The sequence below is a fragment of the Stenotrophomonas sp. CASM110 genome (genome assembly GCF_049384345.1).
Classification (GTDB): Bacteria; Pseudomonadota; Gammaproteobacteria; order Xanthomonadales; family Xanthomonadaceae; genus Stenotrophomonas; species Stenotrophomonas muris.
In genome coordinates, this window is sequence record NZ_JBMRGI010000005.1 from 1 (window position 1) to 26619 (window position 26619).

Annotated in this window: 25 protein-coding genes and 1 pseudogene; 18 read left to right on the forward strand and 8 right to left on the reverse strand. The window is 68.4% G+C overall.

All coding sequences use genetic code 11. The annotated features are described in order from the left end of the window. Positions 1–110, forward strand: a pseudogene (locus VG561_RS05105) (IS110 family transposase); the annotation flags it as partial. A 51-nt stretch (positions 111–161) separates the two neighbouring features. Here the strand turns inward: VG561_RS05105 and VG561_RS05110 are convergent. Then, positions 162–578, reverse strand: a complete 417-nt coding sequence (locus tag VG561_RS05110) for a hypothetical protein (RefSeq protein ID WP_075076834.1) — start codon at positions 576–578, stop codon at positions 162–164. Positions 579–668: 90 nt separating this feature from the next. Between VG561_RS05110 and VG561_RS05115 the strand changes: the two genes are divergently transcribed. After that, on the forward strand, positions 669–953 hold the full coding sequence (locus VG561_RS05115; RefSeq protein WP_032961769.1) for a hypothetical protein: 285 nt from the start codon (positions 669–671) through the stop codon (positions 951–953). Positions 954–1041: 88 nt separating this feature from the next. Here VG561_RS05115 and dmeF read toward each other — a convergent pair whose 3' ends face one another. Next, a complete protein-coding gene (gene dmeF / locus VG561_RS05120) occupies positions 1042–2004 on the reverse strand; it encodes a CDF family Co(II)/Ni(II) efflux transporter DmeF (protein WP_046428557.1) in 963 nt (320 codons plus the stop codon). Positions 2005–2052: 48 nt separating this feature from the next. Here dmeF and VG561_RS05125 point away from each other — a divergent pair, with 48 nt between their 5' ends. Next, positions 2053–2337, forward strand: coding sequence for a metal-sensing transcriptional repressor (locus VG561_RS05125; protein WP_041863029.1), 285 nt, complete (start codon positions 2053–2055; stop codon positions 2335–2337). A 76-nt stretch (positions 2338–2413) separates the two neighbouring features. Here VG561_RS05125 and VG561_RS05130 read toward each other — a convergent pair whose 3' ends face one another. After that, the gene (locus VG561_RS05130; protein WP_423179426.1) at positions 2414–2785 is read right to left on the reverse strand and encodes a MerC domain-containing protein; all 372 of its coding nucleotides are present in this window, start codon (positions 2783–2785) and stop codon (positions 2414–2416) included. A 69-nt stretch (positions 2786–2854) separates the two neighbouring features. Here VG561_RS05130 and VG561_RS05135 point away from each other — a divergent pair, with 69 nt between their 5' ends. Further along, positions 2855–4180, forward strand: a complete 1326-nt coding sequence (locus VG561_RS05135; RefSeq protein ID WP_423179427.1) for a GTP-binding protein — start codon at positions 2855–2857, stop codon at positions 4178–4180. Positions 4181–4366: 186 nt separating this feature from the next. Here the strand turns inward: VG561_RS05135 and VG561_RS05140 are convergent, their stop codons facing one another. Both VG561_RS05140 and VG561_RS05145 read right to left on the reverse strand, forming a co-directional pair. Next, entirely contained in the window at positions 4367–5974 is a 1608-nt protein-coding gene (locus VG561_RS05140; protein WP_423179428.1) for an ATP-binding cassette domain-containing protein, read from the reverse strand. 211 nt (positions 5975–6185) lie between these two features. Continuing rightward, a complete protein-coding gene (locus tag VG561_RS05145) occupies positions 6186–7085 on the reverse strand; it encodes a LysR family transcriptional regulator (RefSeq protein WP_049406919.1) in 900 nt (299 codons plus the stop codon). A 230-nt stretch (positions 7086–7315) separates the two neighbouring features. On the opposite strand from VG561_RS05145, the gene VG561_RS05150 reads away from it, so the two are divergent. After that, positions 7316–8494: a serine hydrolase domain-containing protein gene (locus VG561_RS05150; RefSeq protein ID WP_423179429.1), complete on the forward strand. Its 1179-nt coding sequence runs from the start codon at positions 7316–7318 to the stop codon at positions 8492–8494. Then, positions 8491–9675, forward strand: coding sequence for an MFS transporter (locus VG561_RS05155; protein ID WP_014645765.1), 1185 nt, complete (start codon positions 8491–8493; stop codon positions 9673–9675). The genes VG561_RS05150 and VG561_RS05155 overlap by 4 nt, the downstream gene beginning before the upstream one ends. Before the next feature lie 218 nt (positions 9676–9893). Here VG561_RS05155 and VG561_RS05160 read toward each other — a convergent pair whose 3' ends face one another. Beyond that, complete coding sequence (locus tag VG561_RS05160; RefSeq protein ID WP_049441460.1) at positions 9894–11510, reverse strand: EAL domain-containing protein; 1617 nt, start codon at positions 11508–11510, stop codon at positions 9894–9896. Between the two features lie 230 nt (positions 11511–11740). Between VG561_RS05160 and cycA the strand changes: the two genes are divergently transcribed. Both cycA and VG561_RS05170 read left to right on the forward strand, forming a co-directional pair. Continuing rightward, positions 11741–13114, forward strand: coding sequence for a D-serine/D-alanine/glycine transporter (cycA, locus tag VG561_RS05165; protein ID WP_142235382.1), 1374 nt, complete (start codon positions 11741–11743; stop codon positions 13112–13114). 162 nt (positions 13115–13276) lie between these two features. Continuing rightward, the gene (locus VG561_RS05170) at positions 13277–14053 is read left to right on the forward strand and encodes a lytic transglycosylase domain-containing protein (RefSeq protein WP_032962246.1); all 777 of its coding nucleotides are present in this window, start codon (positions 13277–13279) and stop codon (positions 14051–14053) included. 97 nt (positions 14054–14150) lie between these two features. Here VG561_RS05170 and VG561_RS05175 read toward each other — a convergent pair whose 3' ends face one another. Continuing rightward, positions 14151–15671, reverse strand: coding sequence for a hypothetical protein (locus VG561_RS05175; protein WP_423179430.1), 1521 nt, complete (start codon positions 15669–15671; stop codon positions 14151–14153). A gap of 165 nt (positions 15672–15836) precedes the next feature. On the opposite strand from VG561_RS05175, the gene VG561_RS05180 reads away from it, so the two are divergent. After that, positions 15837–17918 carry an NHL repeat-containing protein gene (locus VG561_RS05180; RefSeq protein ID WP_049441465.1) on the forward strand — a complete coding sequence of 694 codons (2082 nt, stop codon included), beginning with the start codon at positions 15837–15839 and terminating at the stop codon, positions 17916–17918. Here the strand turns inward: VG561_RS05180 and VG561_RS05185 are convergent. Continuing rightward, positions 17896–18303, reverse strand: coding sequence for a YciI family protein (locus tag VG561_RS05185; RefSeq protein WP_012479004.1), 408 nt, complete (start codon positions 18301–18303; stop codon positions 17896–17898). The two genes, VG561_RS05180 and VG561_RS05185, sit on opposite strands and share 23 nt — an antisense overlap. A 208-nt stretch (positions 18304–18511) precedes the next feature. Here VG561_RS05185 and VG561_RS05190 point away from each other — a divergent pair, with 208 nt between their 5' ends. The 9 genes from VG561_RS05190 (at position 18512) to VG561_RS05230 (ending at position 26395) form a co-directional block, all read left to right on the forward strand. After that, complete coding sequence (locus VG561_RS05190; protein WP_014645771.1) at positions 18512–18925, forward strand: YciI family protein; 414 nt, start codon at positions 18512–18514, stop codon at positions 18923–18925. 67 nt (positions 18926–18992) lie between these two features. Further along, entirely contained in the window at positions 18993–19415 is a 423-nt protein-coding gene (locus VG561_RS05195; RefSeq protein WP_014645772.1) for a VOC family protein, read from the forward strand. Between the two features lie 36 nt (positions 19416–19451). After that, positions 19452–19862 (forward strand): VOC family protein, encoded by a 411-nt coding sequence (locus tag VG561_RS05200; protein ID WP_014645773.1) that lies wholly within the window; start codon positions 19452–19454, stop codon positions 19860–19862. A 23-nt stretch (positions 19863–19885) separates the two neighbouring features. After that, positions 19886–20242 carry a DUF1428 domain-containing protein gene (locus VG561_RS05205; RefSeq protein WP_014645774.1) on the forward strand — a complete coding sequence of 119 codons (357 nt, stop codon included), beginning with the start codon at positions 19886–19888 and terminating at the stop codon, positions 20240–20242. A gap of 45 nt (positions 20243–20287) precedes the next feature. Then, entirely contained in the window at positions 20288–21550 is a 1263-nt protein-coding gene (locus tag VG561_RS05210; RefSeq protein ID WP_414612185.1) for an RNA polymerase sigma factor, read from the forward strand. Positions 21551–21656: 106 nt separating this feature from the next. Further along, entirely contained in the window at positions 21657–22853 is a 1197-nt protein-coding gene (locus VG561_RS05215) for a hypothetical protein (protein WP_414612184.1), read from the forward strand. Next, positions 22844–23944 (forward strand): hypothetical protein, encoded by a 1101-nt coding sequence (locus VG561_RS05220; protein ID WP_014645777.1) that lies wholly within the window; start codon positions 22844–22846, stop codon positions 23942–23944. Before VG561_RS05215 ends, VG561_RS05220 begins: the two co-directional genes overlap by 10 nt. A 98-nt stretch (positions 23945–24042) precedes the next feature. Continuing rightward, positions 24043–24729, forward strand: a complete 687-nt coding sequence (locus VG561_RS05225) for a hypothetical protein (RefSeq protein ID WP_014645778.1) — start codon at positions 24043–24045, stop codon at positions 24727–24729. Positions 24730–24745: 16 nt separating this feature from the next. Continuing rightward, positions 24746–26395: a CsgG/HfaB family protein gene (locus VG561_RS05230; protein WP_423179431.1), complete on the forward strand. Its 1650-nt coding sequence runs from the start codon at positions 24746–24748 to the stop codon at positions 26393–26395. The last annotated feature ends 224 nt before the right edge of the window (positions 26396–26619 follow it).

The window sequence follows — 26619 nt, forward strand, 5'->3', positions numbered from 1 at the left end:
AGGCCAAGGGCAAAGCGAGCAAGGTGGCGCTCGTGGCGGTCATGCGCAAAATGCTGGTGATCCTCAACGCCCGTAAGCGGGACGCCGAGGTGGCCCTCGGCTGCCCCTGACAAGACAGTTGCTACTGCAAACGTAGCCGAGCGTGGGCTCGGCTCTACAGTTCAATCGCACTTCACCGCATACACCGGCCCAGCCCCGATCAGCATCAGCGCCATGTAGTCGCTGTCGCTGGCCTTGCCCTTCAGCGTCGCGCCCTTGTTGAAGTGGAAGATGCCGAAGCCGCCGGACATGCGGATCAGGGCATTGTCGATCTGGTCGGCGTCGTCGCGGAAGTAGCGGCTGATCTCGCTGGACGTGGCCTTGTGCAGGGCGTTCGGTTCGCGCTGCCACTGCTCGCCACGGCTGAAGGAAACGAAGTACTGGCCGCCTTCCTTGTCGATGCGGAAGTCGGCGGGCTTGCGCGCGCCGGTGGCGAAGCAGCCCTGCAATGGGTCGGCGGAGAAGGGAAGCCGCGCATCGTCGCCGCAGGCAGTGAGCAGCAGGAGGGCACCGGGCAGCAGCAGGCGGAGCGTGCGCATGGGATGTCCCTACAGGGCAGGTGCGGCTAGTGTAGGCAGCACGCGGGCGCGGCCCGTACAGAAATTCGGCAAGGACACAGGGGTTTTCGGATGGCGCAGGGCAAGGCACCGTGGTGCGGCGTGGCCAGTTGGCTGGGGATTGCTGTGGGGTGGGGGGCAGGCACCGTGGCGGCGCAGGCGGCAGTCGCTGCCGGTGGCAATGGCATGGCCGCTGGGCTGGGCGTGGGCGTGCTGGGCGCGGCCTTGGTGGGCGGCGGCCTGGCAGTGGCCGCGCGCGTGCGTGGCGAGCGCTGGCCATGGATCGGCATCAGCGGTGCGGTGCTGAGCGCGCTGCCGCTGCTGATGTACCTGCTGCGGATGATGCTGAAGCTCTAGCGGTAGTGCCGGCCGCTGGCCGGCAACTGCAGGTGGCGTGCGGTGTTCATGGGGTTGCCGGCCAGCGGCCGGCACTACCTGGCGTGCATCACTCGCTGCGGTGGATCTCCACCGTTACATGCACCAGTTCTTCGTGGATGGCCAGGGCGTTGCGCACGGTATCGGCATCCAGCGTGGCGTCACTGGTGACCACGCTGGCGCTGACCGCGTACTTGCCGCGACCGACCTGCCAGACGTGCAGGTCGGCCAGGCGTGCCGGCCACGGGCCCTGTTCGATCACCTCGCGTACTTCGGCCACCACCGGCGCGTCCATCTGCGCGTCGAGCAGGATGCGGCCGCTGTCGCGCAGCAGGCCGACCGCCCACACCGTGACCAGTACGGCGCCGACCAGGCCCATCACCGGGTCCAGCCAGGTGAGGCCGAGCAGCTTGCCGCCGAGCAGGGCGACGATGGCCAGCACCGAGGTGGCGGCGTCGGCCAGCACGTGCACGTAGGCCGAGCGCAGGTTGAGGTCGTGACCGTGCGCATGGCCGTGGTCGTGGTGTTCGTGGCCATGCCCGTGGTCATGGCCATGGTGATGATGCGCGTGGCCCGGGCTGTCGTGCAGCCACCAGGCACACAGCAGGTTCACGCCCAGCCCGACCGCCGCGATGGCGATGGCTTCGTTGTAGTGGATCGGTGCTGGTACCCACAGCCGCTCCAGCGACTGCACGGCCATCAGCGCGGCCACGCCGAGCAGGGCGATGGCGCTGGTATAGCCGGCCAGGATCTCGATCTTCCAGGTGCCGAAGGCGAAGCGCGGGTCGTGCGCGTAGCGGCGTGCGCAGCGGTACGCAAACACCGAGAGCCCGAGCGCCAGCGCATGCGAACTCATGTGCCAGCCGTCGGCGAGCACGGCCATGGAGTTGAACCACCAGCCGCCGACGATCTCCACGACCATCATGCTGACGGTGAGCCACAGGGCGCGGCGGGTATTGCGTTCGGCCAGCGGGTTGCCGTCGTCGAAGCGGTGTTCGTGGCGACGGGCGGCGGCAAGGGCGTCCAGGTGCATGGGGGCCAGCGGTGGAGTGGATACCCCCATAGGGTATATGATTCCGGCATGGCTCATGTACACAAGCATCGAAAGCAGTTGCTGACCCGGGTGCGCCGCATCGGCGGACAGGTGGCGGCGTTGGAGCAGGCGCTGGACAGGCCGGAGGGTGAGGCCGGCGACTGTGCGGACGTGCTGGTGCAGGTTGCCGCCGTGCGCGGTGCCGCCCACAGCCTGCTGATGGAGCTGCTGCACGAGCACCTGCAGGAACACGTGGTGGGCGCCGAAGACCCGCAGCAGCGGGCGGCCGAGGCCCAGGTGCTGGTCGAGCTGCTGCGCCGCTACGGCAAATGACCAGGTAGTGCCGGCCGCTGGCCGGCGACTGCAGGTTGTCTTCCCCGTTCATGAGGTTGCCGGCCAGCGGCCGGCACTACCCGTGGCGGTGTCGCGCGTTCCAGATATGCGTGGCGGCCAGCAGCAGGCTGCCGGTGACCGTCATCGGTGTTTCCCAGTCGTGCGAGGGCAGCGTCAACGCGCCGGCCAGCAGCAGGCCGAGCCCGGCGCCGGCGGTGGCCCAGGCCAGCACGGGCAGCGGGTGACGGCGTTCTGCCCGCCACAGCGCGTAGCCGGTCAGCGGCAAGGCGATGGCCACGAACAGCAGATGCACCCATTCCGCTTCGGCCCACGTGCCGAACAGCGGCAGCGCGGCGGCAAGCAGGGGCAGCGCCAGGCAGTGCAGCAGGCACAGGCTGGACAGGGCGACCGCGCTGGCATCAAGCAGGGCGGCAGAAGGCGACTTCATGGGGGGAGGTTCCTTGCGCAGCAATTGTTATAGAGTAACATTTCCGTTCCGCAGCCAACCCGCTCCGACATGAACACTGTTTCCCGCGCCGACCGTCGCCTTCCGGTCACCGTGCTGTCCGGCTTCCTCGGGGCCGGCAAGACCACCCTGCTCAACCAGATCCTGCGCAACCGCGAGGGCCTGCGTGTGGCGGTCATCGTCAACGACATGAGCGAGGTCAACATCGATGCGCAGCTGGTACGCGAGGGCGGCGCCGAACTGCGCCGCACCGAAGAGACGCTGTTGGAGTTCAGCAATGGCTGCATCTGCTGCACGCTGCGCGATGACCTGCTGCAGGAAGTGCGGCGCCTGGCCGATGCGGGGCGCTATGACTATCTGCTGATCGAGTCGACGGGCATCGGTGAGCCGATGCCGGTGGCGGCCACCTTCGCGGTACGCGACGAGCAGGGCTTCAGCCTGAGTGACATCGCGCGCCTGGACACGATGGTGACGGTGGTGGATGGCAGCGCGTTCCTCGCCGACTTCGGCTCGACGCTGCGCCTGGCCGAGCGTGGCCAGCAGGCTGGGCCGGATGACGATCGCGGCGTGGTCGACCTGCTGTGCGAACAGGTCGAGTTCGCCGACGTGATCGTGGTCAGCAAGGTCGATCAGACCGATGACGAAGTGCTGCAGGACACGCTGGCCGTGCTGCGTGGCCTGAACCGCGACGCGAAACTGCTGCTGTCCAGCTTCGGTGACGTGCCGCTGGCCGAGCTGCTGGACACCGGTCGCTTCGACTTCGAGCGTGCGCAACGTGCGCCGGGCTGGGTAAAGGAGCTGCGTGGCGAGCACACGCCGGAAACCGAGGAGTACGGCATCGCCAGTTTCGTCTACCGCTCGCGGCGACCGTTCCATCCCGCGCGTTTCGCCCGCGCGTTGCAGTCGGGCATGCCGGGCGTGATCCGCAGCAAGGGCTGGTTCTGGCTGGCCAACCGCATGGACTGGGTGGGCGAGCTGAACACCGTAGGTGCCGCGACGCGGACGCAGGCGGCGGGGTTCTGGTACGCCGCTCGCGATCGCGTGCGTGCCGGGCTGGAGGACACGCCGCCGTTGCTGCCGCCCACGCCGCTGCCGTACAGCGACCTGGGCTGGGCGCGGCAGCAGGCCGATTGCTGGAGCGCACCGTTGCCGGGGCCGGAAGACTTCCCGGATGCGGCCGCGCACTCGGCGATGCAACGCCTGTGGCACCCGTTGTGGGGGGATCGCCGCCAGGAGCTGGTGGTGATCGGCGTGCACATGGATGAGCGTGCGGTACGTGCGGAACTGGATGCCTGCCTGCTCAACGACCAGGAGCTGCGTGCGGGCCCGCTGCTGTGGCATCAGTTGCCGCAGGCGTTCCCGGTGTGGAAGCGGTGACGGTGCACTGAGGATCGATGGGTTGCCGGCCAGCGGCCGGCACTACCCCTGGTCGATATGCCATGCGTGGATGGATGCATGGCGGAGTCGAGCATGGCTCGACTCTACAATGTGATCCGTCGCGGCCAATCCTGTAGAGCCGAGCCCATGCTCGGCTGCTGCAGTAGATCCAGGCATGGCGTGGATCTACAAGGCGTCACACCACTGCCAACCCTCGGCGCTCACCTGCAACACCTGCGTCGGCTGCAACGCCTGCAGCAGGTGCCGGTCGTGGCTGACCATCACCAGCGCTCCCGGCCATGCCACCAGCAGTTCTTCAAGTGCCTGCAACGCGCTCAGGTCCAGTGCGTTGCCGGGCTCGTCCAGCAGCAGCATCTGCGGTGCGGGATCGGCATACAGCACGCTGGCCAGCGCGCCTTTCACCCGTTCGCCATCGCTGAGGTGATGGGCTGCACGCTGGATGCGCTGCGCGTCCAGCCCGAGCAGGGCCAGCCGTGTGCGCAGTTCACCGGTATCGGCCGCCGGGTTGGCAGCCTGCACGGTGTCGAGAATGCTGCGTTCGCCGGAGAGCCCCAGCAGCTGCTGGTCGAGCAGCGCCAGTGGTGCATGCCGTTGTACGTTGCCACTGCGTGCAGGCAACTGGCCGGCCAACACGCGCAACAGCGTGGACTTGCCACTGCCGTTGTCACCAACCACTGCGATGCGCTGGCCGCGGCGGATGTCCAGCTGCAACGGCGCGCGGCAGCCATGCGGCAGCACCAGCGACTCGGCCTGCAGCAGGCGTGCGCTGCCGCGTTCCCCCTCGCCGGCAAACAGTGCGAGCTCCGGTGTGGCGTGAACCGCCGAGGCCGCAGCGCGCAGCTGGTCTGCGCTGGCCTGCAGGCGCTCGGCCTGTACCTGCTGTGCGCGGCCGTGGCTGCCCTCTGCACGTTGTTTCTGTCGGCCGAGCAGGATCGGCGCCTGGTTGGCCTGCTTTGCATCGCGATTGCCACGTGCCTGGCGTTGCTGCTGGCGTTCGTGCTGTTCGCGCGCACTGCGCTGCTGCTGCCGGTGCTGGGCGCGGGCGTGGTCGAGCTGTGCCGCGGCCGCTTCGCGTTCGGCGGCACGCGCGTCGGCGTAGTGCTGCCACGGCCCGCCATAGCGATGCAGCCCGCGCGCGTCGAGCTCGACGATCTGCTGCATGTGCGCCAGCAGTTCGCGATCATGGCTGATCACCAGCAGGCCGCCGCGCCACTGCTGCAACCGTTCGTGCAACTGCTGGCGATGGCGGGCATCGAGGTGGTTGCTGGGTTCGTCCAGGATCAGCCAATCAGCGCCGCTGGCCCAGGCGCCGGACAGCGCCACCTGCATGGCCTGGCCACCGCTGAGGCGCGCGGCGGGTTGGGCGGGATCGAGGTCGTCGGGCAGCCGTAGCGCCTGCCATTGCTGCTGCAGGCGCTCGCGCAGGTCCCAACGGTCGCCGACGCAGGCGAAGTCGGCCTCGTCCACGCTGCCGGCTTCGATGCGTTGCAGTGCGGCCAGTTCAGCGCCAACGCCGGCCAGTTCACCGACCGTGCCAGCGGGTGGATAGCCGGGCGTCGGCAACAGGAACACGCGGCCGCTGCCGCGTACCTGCCCGTTCTCTGGCTGCACCCGGCCGGCGAGCAGGCGTGCGAGCACGCTCTTGCCAGCGCCATTCGCACCGACCAGGCCGGTGGCGACCGGATCGAAGGAAAACGTCAGATCGGAAAACAGCGGGCGGCCGTCGGCCAGTCGATACGACACGCGATCGAGCGTGAGGGAATGCGGGGTCATGCGACCTCCATGGATGCCGGGTTCTCCCCTGCGCGCAGGGGCGGGAAGAGTCAGGCCGTCTGATGGGAAGACGGCGGCATCAATGGCGCATTGGTCGCGAGCCTCTTGGAGGAATGAGGGGCCAGTATAGCGGGACTGGCTGAATGGCTGCGTGCAGCGGTAGAGCCGAGCCATGCTCGGCTGACCTTAAGCATCCACGCATGGCGTGGATCTACGGCACGGTGTCCAGGCGGGCGCCGACGAAGTCGATGAACACCCGCAGCTTCGGCAGCACGTGTCGGCCCGAAGGCCACAGTAGGTGGAAGGTGCCGCAGGAGTGCACATGATCCTCCAGCACGGTGACCAGGCGGCCGTCGGCCAGCGCATCGCGCACCGAGTGCACCGGCACGAAGGCAAGGCCGACATCACGCAGTGCCAGCGCCACCCGCGCTTCGATGGTGTTGGCCACCATGTGCACCGGAAGTTCCTGCGGTGCTTCGTCATCGGGCCAGTGGATCGGCCACGGCTCCAGCTTGCCGGTGCTGGGGAAGCGATAGTGCAGCAGCGTGTGCTGCATCAGTTCCGCCGGCGTGCGCGGAACCCCGCGGCGCTGCAGGTAGCCCGGCGAGGCGATTACACGGCGCGGGAACACCCCCAGCCGGCGTGCGTTCATCCGCGAGTCGCTGGGTTCACCGACGCGCAGCACCGCATCGAAGCCTTCCTCGATGACATCGACCAGGCGGTCGCTGAAATCCAGGTCGAGGCGGATGTCCGGATACGCCGCCATGAACTCGGCCATCAACGGCAGGGTGAGATCGCCGACCAGCGGCAGGCTGATGCGCAGCGTGCCGCTGGGCGTGGCGTGCGGTTGTGCCAGCTCGGTGCGTGCGGCATCGCGCTCGTCGAGGATGCGCCGGCAGCGCGCCAGGAACAGCTGGCCCTCGGCGGTGAGCGTGATGCTGCGCGTGCTGCGGTGGAACAGGCGCACGCCCAGTGCATGCTCCAGCCGGGCAACGCACTTGCCGGCGGCCGATGCGGAGATGCCCTGCAGGCGCCCGGTCTCGACGAAGCTGCGCGTGTCGGCGGCGTGCACGAAGGTCTGCAGGTTGGCGAGATTGTCCAGGACTGACATCGGCGTAGGGGCAATGAAAGCGGCAGGGTAGGGGCGGCGTGATCACGGCGGGCGGCGCCGCCACCGCAACACTGTGGTGCAGGGTGGGGGCGCCTGCTGTTGCGGCCTTGCAGTTCCGGCCATCATGCCGATTGCGGACTCCACGGTCCATGATGCCCGGAGCGGCGACCGGCTTTTTGCGCTGCGCCGTGCTGCCTAACGTGGCGGGCCTCTCCCCACGGATCACCGCGATGAATGCCGCTCTTTCCCTCGAACCTGCACCGATGCTGCCTTCGGTGCAGCGGCTGCTGCAGCAGGTCCACCCGACGCGCCTGGTCGGTGCGGTGGTGCTGGTGTGCGAGCACGGCGTGCTGCGCCATGCCAGCGCGACCGGGCAGGCCGATCGCGAGTCGGCCCTGCCGATGCAGCGCGATCAGCTGTTCCGGCTGGCATCGGTCAGCAAGCCGCTGTTGAGCACGGTGATCCTGCGCCTGGTGGCCGAGGGCGTGCTCGACCTCGATGCGCCGGTGCAGCGCTGGCTGCCGGACTTCCGGCCGGCGCTGGCCGATGGCCGCAGGCCGCCGATCAGCCTGCGCCAGCTGCTCAGCCACAGCAGCGGGCTGGGCTACCGTTTCCTGGAAGCCGATGCGCACGGACCGTACGCCCGGGTCGGCGTCAGCGATGGCATGGACGCCAACCCGGTGTCCCTGGCCGAGAACGTGCGCCGTATCGCACAGGCGCCGCTGCTGTTCGAACCGGGCAGCCAATGGCTGTACTCGTTGGGCGTGGACGTGGCCGGTGCAGTGGCCGAAGCGGCGACCGGTGAAACGCTGCAGGTGCTGTTCAAGCGTTTGCTGGCTGCCCCCCTGGGCCTGCGCGATACCGCGTTCGCCACGCGCGCTGCCGCACGGCTGGCCACGCCGTATGTGAGCGACACGCCCCAGCCGCATCGCCTGCAGGAAGGGGAGGTGGTCGCGCCGTTCGAGGGAACGGTGGGCATCGAGTACAGCCTTGCGCGTGCCCTCGATGCCCGCCGTTTCGCTTCGGCCGGCGCCGGCCTGGTGGGTACTGCCGATGACGTGATGTCGGTGCTGGAGGCGCTGCGTGACGTGCAGCGCTCCGGCCTGCTGCCGCCCGCGCTGGCGGCAGAGATGGCCAGCCCGCAGGTGGGCGAATTTGGGCCGCCGGAACCGGCCGGCTGGGGCTTCGGGCTGGGCTTTGCAGTACTGCGCGAGGCCGCTGCCAGCGGCACGCCGCAGCGCGAAGGCACCTGGCGCTGGGGCGGTGCTTATGGGCACAGCTGGTTTGTTGATCCGGCGCGTGGGCTGAGCGTGGTGGCGCTGACCAACACCCTGTACGAAGGCATGGATGGTGCCTTCGTCGATGACCTGCGCGATGCGGTCTATGCAGACCTGGAGGCTGCGCGATGAGCGGCCACGCCATCGATGCGGCCAGCCCGGCCGGTGAGGCCACACGCTTGCCGTGGGCGGGCCTGCTGGCGCTGGCCGGCGGCGGCTTCATCACCCTGTTGACCGAGACCCTGCCGGCCGGCGTGCTGCGACCGATGGGCGACAGCCTGGGCGTGAGTGATGCGGCGGTGGGCCAGCTGGTGAGCGTGTATGCGCTGGGCTCGGTGATGGCGGCACTGCCGATGACAGCGTTGACCCAGCGCCTGCCGCGGCGTCCGCTGTTGCTGGCGGCCATCGCCGGCTTCGTGGTGGTCAACACGTTGACGGCGCTGAGCAGCAGCTATGCGCTGATCCTTGCTGCGCGTTTCCTGGCCGGCGTGAGCGGTGGCCTGCTGTGGTCACTGGTGGCTGGCTATGCCGCACGCATGGTGGTGCCGTCGCTGCAGGGGCGCGCGATCGCGGTGGCGATGGTGGGGTCGCCGTTGGCGCTGTCACTGGGCGTGCCGGCCGGTACGTTGCTGGGCCAGCAGGTCGGCTGGCGCTGGGCGTTCGCGCTGATGAGCGTGCTGGGCGTGGGCCTGCTGGCGTACGCGCGCTGGGCACTGCCGGCGCTGCCTGCGGCCGGTGCCGGTCAACGTGCGTCGCTGGCCAAGGTCTGGCGCATGCCGGGCGTGCGCAGCGCGCTGCTGGTGATGGTGCTGTACGTGCTGGCGCACAACGTGCTCTACACCTACATCGAACCGTTGGCGGTGGAGGCGGGTGCCGGCCCGTGGCTGGACCGGCTGCTGCTCGCCTTCGGCGTGGCGGCGATTGCCGGCATCGGGATTGCTGGTTGGGGCGTGGATCGCCACCTGCGTGCGCTGGTGTGGGCGGCGGTGATCGGCTTCATCGTACCGGTGCTGGCCTTGCTGGTATGGCCCGGCGTGGCCAGCGCGCTGCTGCTGGCGACGATCCTGTGGGGCGTGGCGTTCGGTGCGGTGCCGACCCTGTTCCAGACCGCCTTGGCACGACGCGCCGGCGCCGCTGCGGACCTGGCGCAGTCGATGCTGGTGACCGGCTGGAACCTGGCCATTGCGGCCGGCGGCGTGGCGGGCGGCGTGCTGCTGCAGGCCAGCGGCCCGAGCCAGCTGGGATGGTTGCCGCTGCTGTTGCTGGCGGTGACCGTCGCGTGGTTGCTGGCACGGCCGAAGGCGTGGGCGTAGGCGGCGCTCAACGATGATGCGGTGCCGGCCAGCGGCCGGCACTACCGTGGGCCGCGCCATCCACGCATGGCGTGGATCTACCGAGTGCAGCGACCCGCGTTTGCTTTCTTCTGTTGATTCCGTGGTAGGGCCGCCGCCAGAACCTGTCAGAGACCGTCCCGGCCAACGCCGGGATAGCTGTACGCGACCCACCACCAGGGGCTCTGCCGTTGGCCGTCCTACTCGATCCCTTCACGCTCGATCGGCACGCTGCGCGGGTTTTGCATGTGCTCGCGTGCAGCGCCGTACTGCTGCTGCCGCTTGTGGTGGAAGGCGACGAACTCATCACGCGGCAGCGGCCGCGAGAACAGCCAGCCCTGGCCGAATTCCACATGCCGGCTGTGCAGGTAGGCCAGCTGCGCTTCGGTTTCCACGCCCTCGGCCACCACCCACAGGCCCAGCTCCTTGGCCATGTCGATGATGTGCGGCGTGACCGGGCTGGTGGCGCTTTCGGTGCCGATCGCATCGATGAACGACTTGTCGATCTTCAGCGCATCCAGTGGCAGCTGCTGCAGGTACTGCAGGCTGGAGAAGCCGACGCCGAAATCGTCGATCGCCACGCTGTGGCCGGCGCGGCGGGCGGCGGCAAGCATGGTGCGCGCGCGGTCCAGGTCGAGGAAGCCACGTTCGGTGGCCTCCATCCAGATCTGCTGCGGCAGGATGCCGCTGCCGGCCATGTGCCGGGAAATCATCTTCAGGGCGCGGCCGCTGCTGATGTCTTCGGCGGCGAGGTTGATCGCGATGTGCGCGCTGCGGTCGGCCACCAGCAGCTCGCGCATGTCGCGCACCACGTTCTCGATCACCAGGTCGGTGACGTCGGCGATCATGCCGGCCTCTTCGGCCAGCGGAATGAACAGGTCCGGCCGCACCTGGGTGCCATCCGGGCGTTGCCAGCGCACCAGCGCCTCGGCGCCGACGCAGATGCCGGTGTCCAGTTCGATGATCGGCTGGTAATGCAGGTACAGCTCGCGGCGGCGGATGGCGGTGGCCAGCTCACCGCGCAGCGACAGGCGGCGCCGCGACAGCCAGATCACCAGGCCGGCCCCGGCGGCGGCCAGCAGCAGGCCGACCGGCACGTACAGCCATGCCTGCTGGCGGAAGGCGGCGGCCAGCGCGGTGCGCGGCGTGGTGGCGATGGCCAGCCATTCCTCGTTGCGCGCGCTGGCGAACAGCGTGGCGTGATCCAGGCCTTCGCCGGGGTCGCGCAGCAGTGCCTGCAGCAGGTCCGGATCCAGGCCGGGCTGTTTGGCCAGCAGGCGTCCATCGGGGCTGGCCAGCGCCAGCCGCACGTTCGGGTCGGCAATGACATCGACGAAGCGGCGCGGGTCCACCAGTGCGTCGTAGGACCCATACAGGACCGCCAGCACCTGGCGGCGGCCGCTGATTTCCGGGCGCACATCCACTGCAATGCCTGCGCCATCGCTGGTGACGTGGTCCGGCGTGGGTTGATCCACATCGGACAGGAACGGACCCCACGAGGTGCAGCGCAGCTTGCCACCTTCGAAGTAGCCCATCTGGTCGATCGATGGGGTGGTCATCACCAGGGTCTGCATGCGCCGGATGTGTTCGGGGCTGCAGGGTACATAGGCGCCGGCCTCGGCCGATTTCAGTGCCGCCAGCGCTTCCTGGTAGGACAGGTCGGAGCGGCGCAGGGTGCGATCGGCGATGTCGCGCAGGCGCTGCTGTTCGACGCTGATCGCGCGGTCCCAGGTGGCGTAGGCCATGACCGCGATCGGCAGCGCAGCGGCCAGCAGGGCCAGTGCGGTGCCGCCGATGATGACGCGCAGCCGGCTCATGGCCGGGGCTCCAGCGGGGCGGGCGGGGCAGGGCGCATGGTGGGCCGGTCCTTGGGCAGGTGCGGCTATCTGAGCATGGCGCCGGGCCGGGCGGAATGGGATCAATACGGTATTCGGTCACATTGTGGTGAAAGCGGCCCGCTTTGACGCAATGGGTCCGTCTGGCGCTGGCGCTCGGCGCCGCGGAGGACTACCGTCGAATGCTTCGCCCGCCCCTTTTGCCCGCGCCCATGACCGAGCCCGCAACGCCCCCCGAGCACCTGCGCCGCAGCCTGTCCAACCGCCACCTGCAACTGATCGCCATCGGCGGTGCCATCGGCACCGGCCTGTTCATGGGATCGGGCAAGACCATCAGCTTGGCCGGCCCCTCCATCGTCTTCGTCTACCTGATCATCGGCGCGATGCTGTTCTTCGTGATGCGCGCGATGGGCGAACTGCTGCTGTCCAACCTGCAGTACAAATCCTTCATCGATTTCTCCACCGACCTGCTCGGCCCGTGGGCCGGGTTCTTCTGTGGATGGACCTACTGGTTCTGCTGGATCGTCACCGCCATCGCCGATGTGATCGCCATTGCCGCCTACGCGCAGTTCTGGTTCCCCGGGCTTGAAGCCTGGAAACCGGCGCTGGCCTGCGTGATGCTGCTGCTGGCATTGAACCTGGTGACGGTGAAGCTGTTCGGCGAAATGGAATTCTGGTTCGCGCTGATCAAGATCGTGGCGATCTGCGCGCTGATCATCACTGGCGCCGGGCTGGTGGCGTGGGGCTTCACCTCACCCAGCGGCCACACCGCGTCGCTGTCGAACCTGTGGAATGACGGTGGCATGTTCCCGATGGGGCTGGTCGGCTTCTTCGCCGGCTTCCAGATTGCGGTGTTCGCCTTCGTCGGCATCGAGCTGGTCGGCACCACCGCCGCCGAAGCCGCCGACCCCGAGCGCAACCTGCCCAAGGCGATCAACTCGATCCCGGTGCGCATCATCATCTTCTACGTGCTGGCGCTGATCGCGATCATGGCGGTCACCCCGTGGCGCCAGGTGGTGCCGGACAAGAGCCCGTTCGTGCAGCTGTTCGTGCTGGCCGGCATTCCCGCCGCCGCCAGCCTGATCAACTTCGTGGTGCTGACTTCGGCCACGTCCTCGGCCAACAGCGGCATCTTCTCCACCAGCCGCATGCTGTACGGCCTGGCCGAAGAGGGCCACGCCCCGCGCGGGCTGTCGAAACTGTCGCGCGCCGCAGTGCCGGCCCGTGGCCTGCTGTTCTCGTGCCTGTGCCTGCTGGGCGGCACGCTGCTGATCTACCTGATTCCCAACCTGGTGACCGCCTTCACCCTGGTGACGACGCTGGCGACGGTGCTGTTCATCTTCGTCTGGTCGCTGATCCTGGTGGCCTACATGGCCTATCGCCGTCGCTATCCGGAGCGCCATGCTGCATCGATCTTCAAGATGCCCGGCGGCGTCGCGATGTGCTGGGCGTGCCTGGTGTTCTTCGCCGCCGTGCTGGTGCTGCTGAGCCTGCAGGGCGACACCCGCCAGGCGCTGATCGCCAGCCCGGCGTGGTTCGTGCTGCTGGGCGTGGGCTATTGGGTGCGTCGGAGGACCGCGAAGTGATCCGAAGTGGGGTCAGATCCCCTTGCTCAGCAACGGGATCTTACCCCGGCAGGTCGCGGGAGGTTGCCGGCCAGCGGCCGGCACTACCACGGGTGCAGGACGCCGCCCTGCCGGCCCCCATTCACCCAACATTAGCGGGCACGGCCGGATCATCCGGCCGCCATGTCCCCTCGCCCCGTCCTGCTCGCGCTGTTGCTGCTGCCCAGCCTGTGGCCCGGGCTGGCCGCCGCGCGCACCGTCTACCGCTGCGTGCAGGGCAACACCGTCAGCCTGGCCACCGCGCCGGAGCCGGGATCGCGGTGCACGCCGAAGGAGATCGACGACAACGCCGTCCAGACCCCGAACCTGTGGGGCAACATGGGCGTGTTCAGCGGCGTGCTGTACGAGCGCGAACAGGACGGGGCGCTGGTCTACTCCACGCGCAACCTGCCCGGCTCACGGGTGTTCCTGAAGTTCACCGTGGCCACGCCGCCAGGCGAGCCGGCGCACGAAGGCCTGGGCAAGGTCGGCACGCCGCAGCTGGCGCAGCACGCCAGGCAGTTCAAGGCCGCGTCCAAGGCCACCGGCGTCGATGATGCCTGGCTGCGTGCCATCGCCCACGCCGAAAGCAATTTCGACGCGCTGGCGGTATCCAGCAAGGGCGCACAGGGCGTGATGCAGCTGATGCCCGAAACCGCGCAGGAATACGGGGTGAGCGATCCGTTCTCGCCGCAGCAGTCGATCGAGGGTGGCGCGCGCTACATGCGCGCGCTGCTGCGCCGCTACAACGGCGACCGCCCGTTGGCGGCGGCTGCCTACAACGCGGGCATCGGTGCGGTCACCCGCTACAAGGGCGTGCCGCCCTACGCCGAAACCTTGGCCTACGTGGACAAGGTGATGGCGCTGTACGCACGCTACCGCGAAGCGATGGGCATCCGCACCGAGGTGCCGGCGCGCTAGCGGACGGTGCCGCCTGCACGTGGCGTTGTAGAGCCGAGCCGATGCTCGGCTGCGCCAGTTGCAGCCGAGCATCGGCTCGGCTCTACACAAAAGCTGCTCAGCGCGAGGTGGAGCTGCTGACCAGGTCGTAGCGTTCAATGCGGCCGACGCGGGCGACCTCGGCCTGCACGTCGGCACGCTGCTTGAGTGCACGCCACGCGGCATCGATGCGCACATCACCCGGCAATGACGGATACGTGCGCATGTCCTGCAGGCTGGCCAGGGTTTCACCGCGTTCGATGGGCGAGCGCAGCTGTTCGATCAGCACGGCGGCGGCACCGTCCAGGTTGCCTTCCTCCAGCAGCATTTCGCGATGGAACAGGCGGGCATCCTCGCGCTGGGCCAGGATCACCGCGCGTGCCGCTTCGCGCGCCTTGGCATCACCACGCTCGCGGGCGGCGGCGAACTGCAGCAGCGCCTGCGCGGCCTTGCCGTAGCCGGCGAGGCCCGGCATGTCATTCACTGCCTGCGCAGCGTCCTGCATGCGCCCCAGCGAACTGAAGACGAAGCCGACATTCATCTGGTGCTCGACACCATCCGGGCCGAGTGCGCCGATGCGTTGGGCCTGTTGCGCCGTGGCCAGTGCCTCATCGGTGCGGCCCAGCCGGCGCAGTGCGGTGAGCCGGCTGTTGAGCAGCCAGGCCACCCATTCCGCTTCGGCGGCGGCAGGTGATTCGCCGTTGCTCGCGGCACCGGCCATGCCCTCGGTCAACGACAGCACTTCCTCGTTGCGGTCCAGCATGAGCAGGGTGGTGCTGAACTCGGCCATGCGCGCGTCCAGTGCACGGTCGAGCAGGCCGGAGACGCGCAGTTCATCGAGGTGGCGCTGCGCCGCCTGCACCGGATCGAAACGCGCATCGCCGCGATCGACATAACGGTCGAAGCGCTTGTCGCTGCGCAGGCGGATGATCTCGGCCGGGCTGTCGATGCGGGCCAGCGTGGCTGGAATGCCGTCGCCACGGCCATTGTCGGCCTGCAGCGTGGCCAGCGTCAGCCACAGCCCGGTGGGTTCCAGGCCGGCACTTTTCCAGCCGTTGTCAAACAGCGCCTGCAGCAGGTCCATGCGCTTCATCGGCTGGTCACGCAGGCGGTACTGCAGGCAGTTGATGGCGTGGTGATCGACCGGCAGCGGCGCGTCGGCATGCTGCAGTGCCTTCACCAGGAAGGTGGTGGCTGCGGCCGGCTGGTTGTCCGACAGTTCCACCGACACCTGGGTAAGCAGGATCTGTGCATCCTCCGGCAGGGCCTCCTGCGCCCGCTGCAGGTAGCGGCGGGCCAGGGCCGGCTTCTTCTGCATCAGTGCGGTCCAGCCAGCGACCTGCGAGGCGCGGCCACGATGCTCGGCATCGAAGTCGTCCAGCAGGGGATCCTCCATCAGCCGTTCCATGCTGATCAGCGCGCCCAGCGTGTTGCCACTGCGTGACTGCTGGATGGCCTCATCCCAGCGCGTGGCATAGGCCTGGTGCATCGCATCGGCGGTGATTGACGGCTTCTGCGGCGCCACCGTGATCGAAGCAGTGGCGGATGTGCTGGCCAATGCGGCCAGCAGCAGGGCGGTGAGCGGGAGAACGCGGGGCATGGAGAATCTCCATCCGTGGGAACCGCATTGAACCTGCTGCAGCCAGCGAGGACAAGCACGACGAAGCGAATTCTGGCGTTCAGCCGCACAATCGGCCGTGGCGGATCGCACGCGCAGCGTCTATTGTCGGTGCCTCTTCAGACAGCAGGCAGGCAGCGCAGCACGATGGCACGGTGGCAATGGATGGCGGCAGGCGTGGCGTTGGCGACGGTAGTGGCATTGGCTGCGACCTGGTGGGAGACACCGCTGCATACGCTGGCTGAACCGGCGGGTCCGGCTCCGACGCCGTTGGCGTGGACCGCGCAGATCGAACCGCTGGCCGGCGATGGCCACCCGGGTGACCGTGATGGCGCGTCCGCGCAGGCACGCTTCGCCGATCCGTACGCGTTGCTGCGCAGTGCCGATGGCAGCGTCTATTTCACCGATGCCGGCGACAACAACCGGATCCGTCGCCGCCTTCCCGATGGCCGCGTTGAAACGGTGGCCGGGCAGGGCGAGGGACGTGTCGATGGCCCTGCACTGCAGGCCAGTTTCAACACGCCTTCGGGCATTGCCGCCGACGCGCAGGGCAACCTGTATGTGGCCGACACCGGCAACCATGCGATCCGCCGCATCAGCACCGATGGCCAGGTGACCACGCTGGCCGGTGGCGAACAGGGCCACGCCGACGGCCCTGCCGCGCAGGCCCGCTTCGATGCGCCGATGGGCATCGCCGTGGATGCGCAGGGCCAGGTTTACGTGGCCGATACGTTCAACGATCGCATCCGGGTGATCGGTACGGATGGCAGCGTGCGCACCCTGGCCGGTGGTGATCGGCCGGGCCTTGCCGATGGCGTGGGCGCCGCTGCGCGCTTCGATACGCCGGTGGCGCTGGCCTTCGACGCGCAGGGCGCGTTGCTGGTGGCCGACCTGTTCAACAACGCCGTGCGCCGGGTGGGTGCCGATGGTACGGTCAGCACCGTGGTCGCCGCCGGTGGCGTGATCAATGGGCCGCTGTCGTTGGCCACCACCCATGACGGCGTGCTGTACGTGGGTGATCTCGATGGCCGCATCGTGCAGGTGACGCCGCAGGGCCATCAGATCGCGCTGGTCGGCAATGGCCGCCTGCCGCGCCTGGCCCGCCCCAGCGGATTGGCGCTGGATGCCGATGGCAGCGTGCTGGTGGCCGACGCCGCCAGCTACCGCCTGCATCGCCTGCGCCCGCTGCCGGTGGGCGACCTGCCGGCACCGGCACTGGTCGGCCCGGCTGCCGATGCCGCGCTGCCGAAGACCGGGGGCCGTTGGCCGCTGGCACCGCAGGACGGCTGGCACGAAGTGGTCGGCACCCTGGGCGAGGTGCGCGGCAACTTCACCGGTGAGAGCCGCCACCACCTGCATGGCGGCTTCGACGTGCGCGGTGATGTGGGCCAGACCGTGCTGGCGATCGCCGAAGGCAAGATCAGCAGCCCGGTGGCCGCCTGGAACCTGGGTGAGCAGGCCGAGGGCCTGGTCGTGGATCGCCTCAAGTACATCCACATGCGGGTCGGCCGCACCCCGCGCGACGAACCCTACGATGCGCGCTGGCAGGCGCTGTACGACGAGCAGGGCAGGCTGGAGCGGATGCGCGTGCGCCGCGGCATGCGCATCCACGTCGGTGACCGCCTGGGTAGCATCAACAACCAGGCGCACGTGCACCTGGCGGTGGGTACCGGCGGCTTCGAGACCAACGCGGTGGCGCTGGGCTTCCAGGGCTACGCCGACCACTTCGCGCCGCGCATCACCGATGTGGCCCTGCTGGACGACAACGACCAGCCGATGGCGCCGGGCGGCGATGGCGTGGTGATGGTGGCGCGCCAGGGCCGCGGCGTGCAGATCGTGGTCGAGGCCTGGGACCAGGTCGACAACAACCTGCCGCGCCGCCGCCTGGGCATGTACCAGGTGGGCTACCAGATCCTCGACGCCGATGGCCGAGCGCTGCAGGGTTACGAGCAGCCGCGCTGGAACATCGTGTTCAACCGCATGCCGCCGCAGAAGGAAGCTGTGCGCGTGGCCTACGCACCGGACAGCGGCATCACCGTGCATGGCAGCGCGGTCACCCGTTTCCGCTACCTGGCCACCAACACCGTGCGCGATGGCCTGATGGAAACCGGGCGCTGGCAGCCGGCGGCGCTGCCGCCGGGCGAGTACATCGTGCGCGCCAGCGTGCGCGACTACAGCGGCAACGAAGGCGTCGGCCCGCGCGAGATCAGGGTACGGCTGCTGCCATAGCCGCAGCCGGGGCGCCGCAGCGTTCGCGCTCGGCGTCCATGTCTTCCAGCGGCCGCACTTCAATGCTGCCGAAGCGCGCCCACGGGAAGTCGCGGGCGATGCGCATGGCTTCGTCGCGGTCGCGGGCGACGATCAGGTTGAAGCCGGCCAGCAGTTCGCGGGTTTCGGCGAACGGGCCATCGAGAACACGGCTGTTGCCATCACGCACGCGCAGGGTCTGTGCAGTGTCGACCGGCTGCAGTTTCTGCGCGGCCAGCAGCGTGCCTTCGGCCTGCAGCTTGTCGGCGTGGGCCAGGCAGTCGCGCATCAGCGCGTTGAATTCTTCGATGGGCAGGGCCTGCAGCAGGGCAGGCTCGATATAGATCAGAAGCAGGTACTGCTGCATGGGACGGTCCTGGCGGGGGCGGGGTGTCCATGATGGCGCAGGATGTCGCGTGGGCATGTTGCAGCGCAGAAGCTCGCCTTCGCCGACCTCCGCCGAAGGCGCGCTTTCCACGGAAGAAATAATTTTCAGAGGACGTGTCGATTCCCAGCCCCCTGGTTCGTTGTACCCAATGAAGGGCACGCACCACGCGTCCCCACGGGAGACCGCAATGAAAGTGATGGTGATCGTGAAGGCCAACGCCGACTCCGAAGCCGGCCGCATGCCCAGCGAACAGGAACTGTCCGAAATGGGCGCCTTCAACGAACAACTGGTGGCCGCCGGCATCATGCTGGCCGGTGAAGGCCTGCACGCCACCCAGCGCGGCCGTCGCATTCACTTCGGCGGCGGGGCACCCCAGGTCGAGGCCGGTCCGTTCGGTCCTGCCAGTGAACAGATCGCCGGCTTCTGGCTGTGGGAGGTGCGGTCGCTGGACGAAGCGGTTGAATGGGCCAGCCGCGCGCCGTTCGGCAGTGGCGGCACGCTCGAACTGCGTCCCTTGATCTCCGCTGAAGACTTCGGTGAAGCCTTCACCCCCGAATTACAGCAGCAGGAACAGCGTCTGCGTGCACAGCTGGAAGGTTGACCCGATTCATCTCCACGCCGGGCACGACCCGGCGCTACCGCCCTGAACCACATCACGGAGTATTGCCATGAGACTGATTCCCTTCCTCGGCTTCAGCGGCCAGGCCCACGAGGCGATGGCGTTCTACGCCAAGGCACTCGGTGGCCAGGTCACTTCGGAAATGAAATACCGCGACATGCCGCCCTCCGATGGCTCGCCGGGCTGCAACGAGATGCCGCCGGAAACCCTGGACCACGTCGCCCACAGCCAGCTGGAGATCGGCAACGCCATCGTGATGGCGGCCGACGGCCCCGGCGGCGGCGAGGGTGGCTCGACCACCATCAATGTTGATGTCGACAGCATCGAAGAAGCCGAACGCGTGTTTGCCGCGCTGGCCGAGGGGGGCCAGGTGCAGATGCCGATCGCCGAAACGTTCTGGGCGCACCGCTGGGGCATGCTGGTCGACCGCTATGGCAAGCCGTGGATGGTCAACTGCATGAAGCAGCCCTGATTCCTCTCTTTCTTTCATCCACAAGGAGCTTCACCGATGAGTGCACCGCAACCGCAGATGATCTTCGTCAACCTGCCCGTGCAGGATCTGAACGCGTCCAAGACCTTTTTCGCAGCGCTGGGCTACAGCTTCAACCCGACCTTCACCAATGACGATGCCGCCTGCATGGTGATCAGCGAGAGCATCTTCGTGATGCTGCTGACCCAGCCGTTCTTCAAGCAGTTCACCACCAAGCCGATCGCCGACGCACGCAGCCAGACCGAGGTGATCACCTGCCTGTCGGCGGACAGCCGCAAGGCGGTGGACGTGATGGTGGACAAGGCTCTGGCGGCCGGCGCCAGTGAACCGCAGCCCGCGCGCGACTACGGTTTCATGTACCAGCGTGGCTTCCAGGACCTGGACGGCCATCTCTGGGAAATCGCACACATGGACGGCGAGCCGGGCTGACGGCCGCCGCAGGGAGAACCCGCATGGCTTACGTGGACGCTTACGTGCTGCCGTGCCCGCAGGACAAGGTGGCGGCCTACCGCCGCCTTGCCCGCAAGGCCGGCGCGGTGTGGAAGGACCATGGCGCGCTGCAGTACATGGAATGCGTGGCCGACGATGTGGAACCGGGCAAGAGCACCTCGTTCCCGCGCGCCGTCAAGGCGAAACCGGGCGAGACGGTGATCGTCGCCTTCGTGGTGTTCCGCTCGCGCGCGGCACGCGACCGCATCAACGCAAAGGTGATGGCCGATCCGCGGCTGGCGTCGCTGGGCCCGAAGGACATGCCATTCGATACCCGGCGCATGTTCTGGGGCGGTTTCAAGCCGATTGTTGAAGCGTGAGCTGCGGCGCTTGTGCGGGCCGGGCGTGCGTGCTGTGATCGGCGCATGCTCGAGCCCGCACTGACGCAGCGTCTGGAAACCCTCTGGCGGATGGAGTCGCCAGCGCTGATTGCGCGCCTGGCGCGGCTGCTCGGTGGCGATGTCGGCCGTGCCGAGGAGCTGGCCCAGGACACCTGGCTGGCCGCGCTGGAGCGTTGGCCGGAGCAGGGTATCCCGGACAACCCCGGAGCCTGGCTGATGACCACCGCGCGCAACCGTGCCATCGATGTGCTGCGCCAGCACCAGCGGGTGGCGCAGCAGCATGCGCAGTGGGGCGAGGAACTGCATCCGGCGGCACTGCCGGCGCCGGATGACAGCCAGGCACTGGAGGACGACCTGGGCGATGACCTGCTGCGGCTGATGTTCGTGGCCTGCCATCCCGTGCTGCCGGCCGATGCGCGGGTGGCACTGACCCTGCGCCTGCTCGGTGGCCTGACCACCGTCGAGATTGCACGTGCGTTCCTGCAGCCGGAGCCGACCATCGCCCAGCGCATCGTGCGCGCCAAGCGCACGCTGGCGCAGAAGCAGGTGCCCTATGAAGTGCCACGCGCCGACGCGATGCCGGAGCGCCTGGCCTCGGTGCTGGAAGCGATCTATCTGGTGTTCAACGAAGGCTACGCCGCCAGCGCCGGTGATGACTGGATGCGCCCGGCGCTGTGCGAGGAAGCGCTGCGGCTGGCCCGCATCCTGGCGCATCGGTTGCCGGTGCCGCCGGTACTGGGCCTGCTGGCGCTGATGGAACTGCAGGCCTCGCGCGCAGCGGCACGGGTGGACGCGCAGGGCGCGCCGGTGCTGCTGGACCAGCAGAACCGCGCGCGCTGGGACTGGCTGCAGATCGACCGCGGGCAGCAGGTGCTGGCGCGCGCGTTGGCCATCGGTGGCGACCAGGATCCTTATGTGCTGCAGGCGCGCATCGCGGCCTGCCATGCGGTTGCGCGGCGCGCCGACGCGACCGACTGGCCGCGTATCGCCGCGCTCTATGCACAGCTGCTGCAGGTGCAACCTTCGCCGGTGGTGGCATTGAACCGGGTGGTGGCGATCCTGCGCAGCGAAGGCCCGTTCGCCGCGTGGGCGCAGCTGCAGCCCCTGCTGGTCGACGCGCGCCTGCGCGACTATGCGCCGCTGCAGGCGGTGCGCGGCGAGCTGCTGCAGGCACTGGGGCGTGAGCAGGATGCGCGTGACGCTTTTGGCCAAGCCGCTCGGCTCAGCCAGAACCAGGCCGAGCGCGGACTGCTGCGGCAACGGGCGGGCCTGCCCCCCACGGACTGAGCCGACAAAGGCAGCACTTGTCGCCGGCCGCCTGAGCGGCTATGTTTCGCGCCCAGCGGACGCATCAGCGTCCGCGATCCGTGCGTATTGACCGAGGAGCGGTTGGATGTATTCAAGGACGAAGAGCGCATCGCGCGCTTTTGCGCGCCTGCTTGCCTGTGCCCTGTGCGTGGCCGTATGGCCGATGGCGGTGCAGGCTGCGGACAAATCACAGCAGGCCTATTGGGCCGGTTTTGCCTATACCGCTGACGCCGCCGCCGTGCAGGCGACCACCCCGCATGCGCACGCGGTGCTGGAACGGCGTGGGCTGGTCCCGCTGAACCAGACGCTGGCACAGTCGCTCAAGCGCCGCGCACCGGCCCACCTGGAGCTGATCGACCAGCCGGTGGCGATGCTCGACGGCACCACCAGTGCCACCGTGCTGGCCGCTGCGCTGGATCGCGAGCTGGTCTCGGTCGAACCGATCGGCGACCAGTACAAGGTGCTGGTGGAAGTGGCGCTGCAGGCGTTGTTCTTCGACTTCCGCGAGCGCCAGGTGATCGCCTCCTATCCGCTCACCCTGCAGCGCATCGACGTGCAGGACTACCGTCCGGACAACGACGATATCGACGCGATCGTCGCCGATCTGCTGTACGGCGGTGCCGATACCAGCCTGTCGCAGGTACTGGCGGCCAGCCTGGCGCAGGCCCGGTTGCCCGATGCCGCCGTGCGTCGCCTGCAGGTGGGCGGGGTGACCCTGTCCGACGCTGCACGCGCCAAGCTGCCCGATGCGAAGTGGGAAGCACCGCTGCGTGCCACGCTTGCGCACGAACTGTCCAAGACGCTGTCGTCCAACACCGGCGTTGGCCTGCTGCCGCCGGCCTCGGGCCAGGCGATCGGCGGTGCGATGGCCGCCCGCTTTGCCGACGGCAAGGTCTACCAGTTGAAGATTCCCGAACCCGACTACGTCATCCAGCTGCAGGTCGATGCACTGAAGAACGGCGTGATCGAGGAAACCCCGGCGATGAAGACGATGCTGTTCGGCGCCTTCTTCACCGCCAAGGTGAGCGAGCCGTTCTCGGGCAAGGTCTATTTCGAACAGCCGCTGCGCAAGGGGGCCACCAAGGTGGTGCCGGTCACGCAGTGGCAGGTCGACCAGTGGTCGGCCAGCTACGAAACCCTGCTGGCCGGCTTCGACGCCTTCGCCGGCGCCGCCGCCAAGCGTGCCGATTCGCGCGCCTGGCTGGACGAACAGAAGCCGGGCGGCCGCCCGTTGCAGCAGCAGACCCAAGCCCTCCAGGAGTTGATCAAGTCATGTCGTTGATGCGTACCATCCTGCTCATCCTCATCGCGCTGGCGGTGGCCTCGCCGGTCGCTGCGCAGACCGCGAGTTCGCGCGGTACCGGCTCGGCCAGCTACGGCCTGCGCCTGAGCGCCGATACCCGTGCCCAGGCCCTGAACAAGGCCAAGGTCAATGCCCTGGAGGCGTACATCGCCGAAACCGGTGCGGCCAAGCTGCGCCTGTTCGAGGCGCGCCGCGCCGAGTTCATCGGCGAGATCGACCGCTACGTGCTCAGCGCCGTGCAGCTGTCGGACACCGAAGACAAGAAGGCCAAGACCTACAGCGTCACCGTCCGCGCCGAGATCAACACCACCCTGCTGCAGACCAAGCTGGATGCGGGTTCGGCCGTGGCCGGCGCCACCGCTGCGCAGCGCTCGCTGCTGACGTTCCTGTTCATGGCGCGCTCGCAGGACACCGTGCAGTCGTTCCAGGACAAGGAATACCGCCGCGTCGACGCCAGCAGCAGCTACAGCGAGAACACCCGTGAAGGCGACAGCTTCCGCGGCAATTCGGTCAGCACCAACGGCAGCATCAACCAGAACGGTTCGGTGTCGGTCACCAGCGGCGGCAGCACCACCGCGCGCGCCGACAACATCACCTGGAAGGTGGCCAACGCCGCCGAAGTCAACACCGCGATGACCGGTGCCTTCAGCGCCGCCGGCTACGAGGTGGTTGAAGCCGAGTACGTGGAAGGCGAGTCGCGCGGCCTGCTCAGCATCGAGCGCATCCGCAAGGACTTCAGCACCGGCAACGACCTGGCCCCGGCCACCCTGCGCGACACCGCCAATGGCATCCGTGCGGCCAACATCCCGTACATCGCCGTCGGCACCCTCGACGTCGGCATGCGTGACCGCGATCCGGCCAGCGGCAACACCCGCGTGTTCGTCACTGTCACCGGCAAGGTGCTGGACGTGACCGGTCGTTTCCCGCGCACCGTGTCGTCGGTCGGCCCGGTGCAGTTCTCCGGCACCGGCCCGAATGAAACCGTGGCCCGTACCAATGCCCTGCAGCTGGCTGCCGAAAAGGCCGCCCAGCAGATGATCAACGAACTGAACGTCAAGGCGGTCCGCTGATCCGCCGGCCCGTTGGGTGCCGAGCTCGCTCGGCATCGCCCCTGGGTTACCGATTCCCCACGTGCCGCACGCGGCCGTTTCTTCCAAAGGACTCTCACATGATCCGCAATACCGCTCTTGCGCTGGCCATCGCGGCCGCCACCCTGTCGATGCCGGCCCATGCCGGCCTGGGCAAGCTGAAGGACCTGGCCGGTGGCTCCACCGGCTCCTCCAGCAGCACCTCCAGCGCCGCTGCCCCGGACGAAGCCGCGCAGGAAGCGCTGGTGCGTCGTTTCGTCAGCTCGCAGTCGCACTCGCTGCAGGCCCAGACCTCGTTTGCCCGTGCCTTCGGCCTGGCCGAGCAGGTGCAGCTGCTGGAAGCCGAGCGCCAGGCCCTGTCGTCGGGTTCGGTCAGCGTCGATGCGATGAAGAAGTCGGTGTCGGTCAGCGAAGCCGCCCAGGCCGCGATCGACGAGCGCCAGGCCGCGCAGCCGGAGCTGAACGCTGAATCCAAGCAGCACTACGCCGAAGGCCTGGTCTCGCTGCTGGCGTCGGCCGCCGAAGCGCAGAAGCTGGGTGGCGAAGCCAGCAACTTCACCGCCGGCATGAAGAACCTGGGCGCCACCCAGATGGCTACCGTCGGCCGCAAGCTGGCCGCTGGTGCATGGGTGGCCAAGGAATCGCCGGGCTTCATCCAGGGCCTGTACGGTTCGACCAAGTCGGCTGTGACCTTCGCCAAGAAGAGCAAGGTCAAGGTGCCGTCCAACGCCGACTCGATGCTGGGCCAGCTGGACAAGATGAACTGATCCGAGGCGAATCCCCATGCGTACGACCTCCCGTTTGATCGGCCTGGGCCTGGCTGCCGCGCTGCTTGCAGCCTGTGGCAAGCAGGACACCCCGGCCGAAGCGCCCGCACCTGCCAAGGACAAGGCAACCAGTGCACTGGCCAGCAATGCGCCAGTGGAAGCAGCGCCCCTGCGTGGCACGCCGGATTTCGGCGGCACCACCCAGGTCGCGCGCGAGGCCGACGGCATCGGCAGCACCCCGGAACTGGCGGTGCTGGCGGCGTTGCAGTCGGCGGTGGCGCAGGTCAACGGCGTACGCGTGGCCAGCCAGATGCAGAGCCTGCGTGCAGGCCTGCATGTGGATGTGGATGACGAACACGTCGGCGATATCCGCGCCGACGCGTTCACCCAGCAGATGATCGCCGGCTCGCAGGGCGCGGTGCCGGGCTATGAAATCCTGTCGCAGGACGAAGTGCGGCAGCTGGATGAAGAAACCATCGCGCGCGTGCGCGCCAGCGACGAAGGCTGGAGCTTCAAGGGTTCGGCCTCTGCCAGCGCGTCCGGTGAGGCCACGGCAAAGGGCGGCGGAGCCTCGGCCAGCGTCAAGGAGAGCTACGACGAGAAGGTCAGCGTCGATGCCAAGCGTGGCGCAAGCTCGTTCGATTCGGACGTGACCCACCGCAGCATGCGCAGCTACTGGAAGGTGCGCGTGCGTGCACAGATTGCCCAGTACCGTGCACCGGACGAGCAGGGCAAGCCGAAGATCGTGGTCGCGCTGCCGCGCACCAAGGCCGGCAGCTATGCCGTGGGCGATGGCCGCGTGAGTGCCGATGAAGTGGCCGACGCGATCCGCGCGCGCCTGTCCGACACGCTGACCCAGACCCAGCGCTTCATCGTGCTGGACCGCGAGTTCGGCGACGAACTGCAGGCCGAGATCGACCATATCAACAGCGGCAACGTACGCCTGCAGGACACCGCACGCGTCGGCCAGCAGCTGGCGACCGACCTGATCCTGATCCCGACCATCGAACGCTTCGAGTACCCGCGCAGCGTGCGCAACCTGCGCATGTCCGACCGCCAGGTGACCTCGTACTCCGGTGGCGGCCGCATCACCCTGCGCCTGATCAACGCCACCACCGGCCAGGTGGTGATGTCCGACAGCTTCGACCACCAGCTGGCCTCGACCGGCCCGAGCACCCTGCCCCGCGTGGTCAACGGCCGCAACATGGCCGCGGCGATGATGGAATCGCTGTCGGGCCAGATCGGTACCACCATCGTCACCACGCTGTTCCCGGTGTCGGTGGTTTCTGTGGACGGTGACCAGGTGGTGCTGAGCCAGGGTGGCGAAACCCTGCAGGCCGGCCAGCGCTGGCAGGCCGTGCGCCTGGGCGAGGAACTGAAGGACCCGCAGACCGGCCGCTCACTGGGCCGCAGTGAACACCCGTGCTGCACCATCCGCATCGACCGCGTGGCCGCACAGACCTCGTACGGCACCATCGAAGACGGCGTCGACGCGATGCGCGGCGGTTTCCGCCCGGGCCAGATCGAACTGCGCCAGAAGCTGGGCAGCAAGCCGGCCGCCGCCGCAGGTGCGACTGCCTCGGCCGCTCCCGCCGCCGCCGCACGCCCGGCGGCCAAGCCGAAGCCCAAGCCCGCTGCCGCCCCGGCCGAAGACCCGAACTGGTAACACCCTGAGGGGGTCAGATCCCTTTCCCGGCGGGAAAGGGATCTGACCCTTTCGTGTTTCCGTGCGTGTCGACCCAGGTCGACACCCACCAACAGCAGTGGGACCCCGCCTACCCTCAGGAAACCAGCTTTTGCTGTTGCTTCGGCTGTTGCCGTTGTTTCGGCAGGTGCAGGGCGCAGCCCTGGCGAATCCCATTACACTCCAGAAGGATTTCCCTGCTGGAG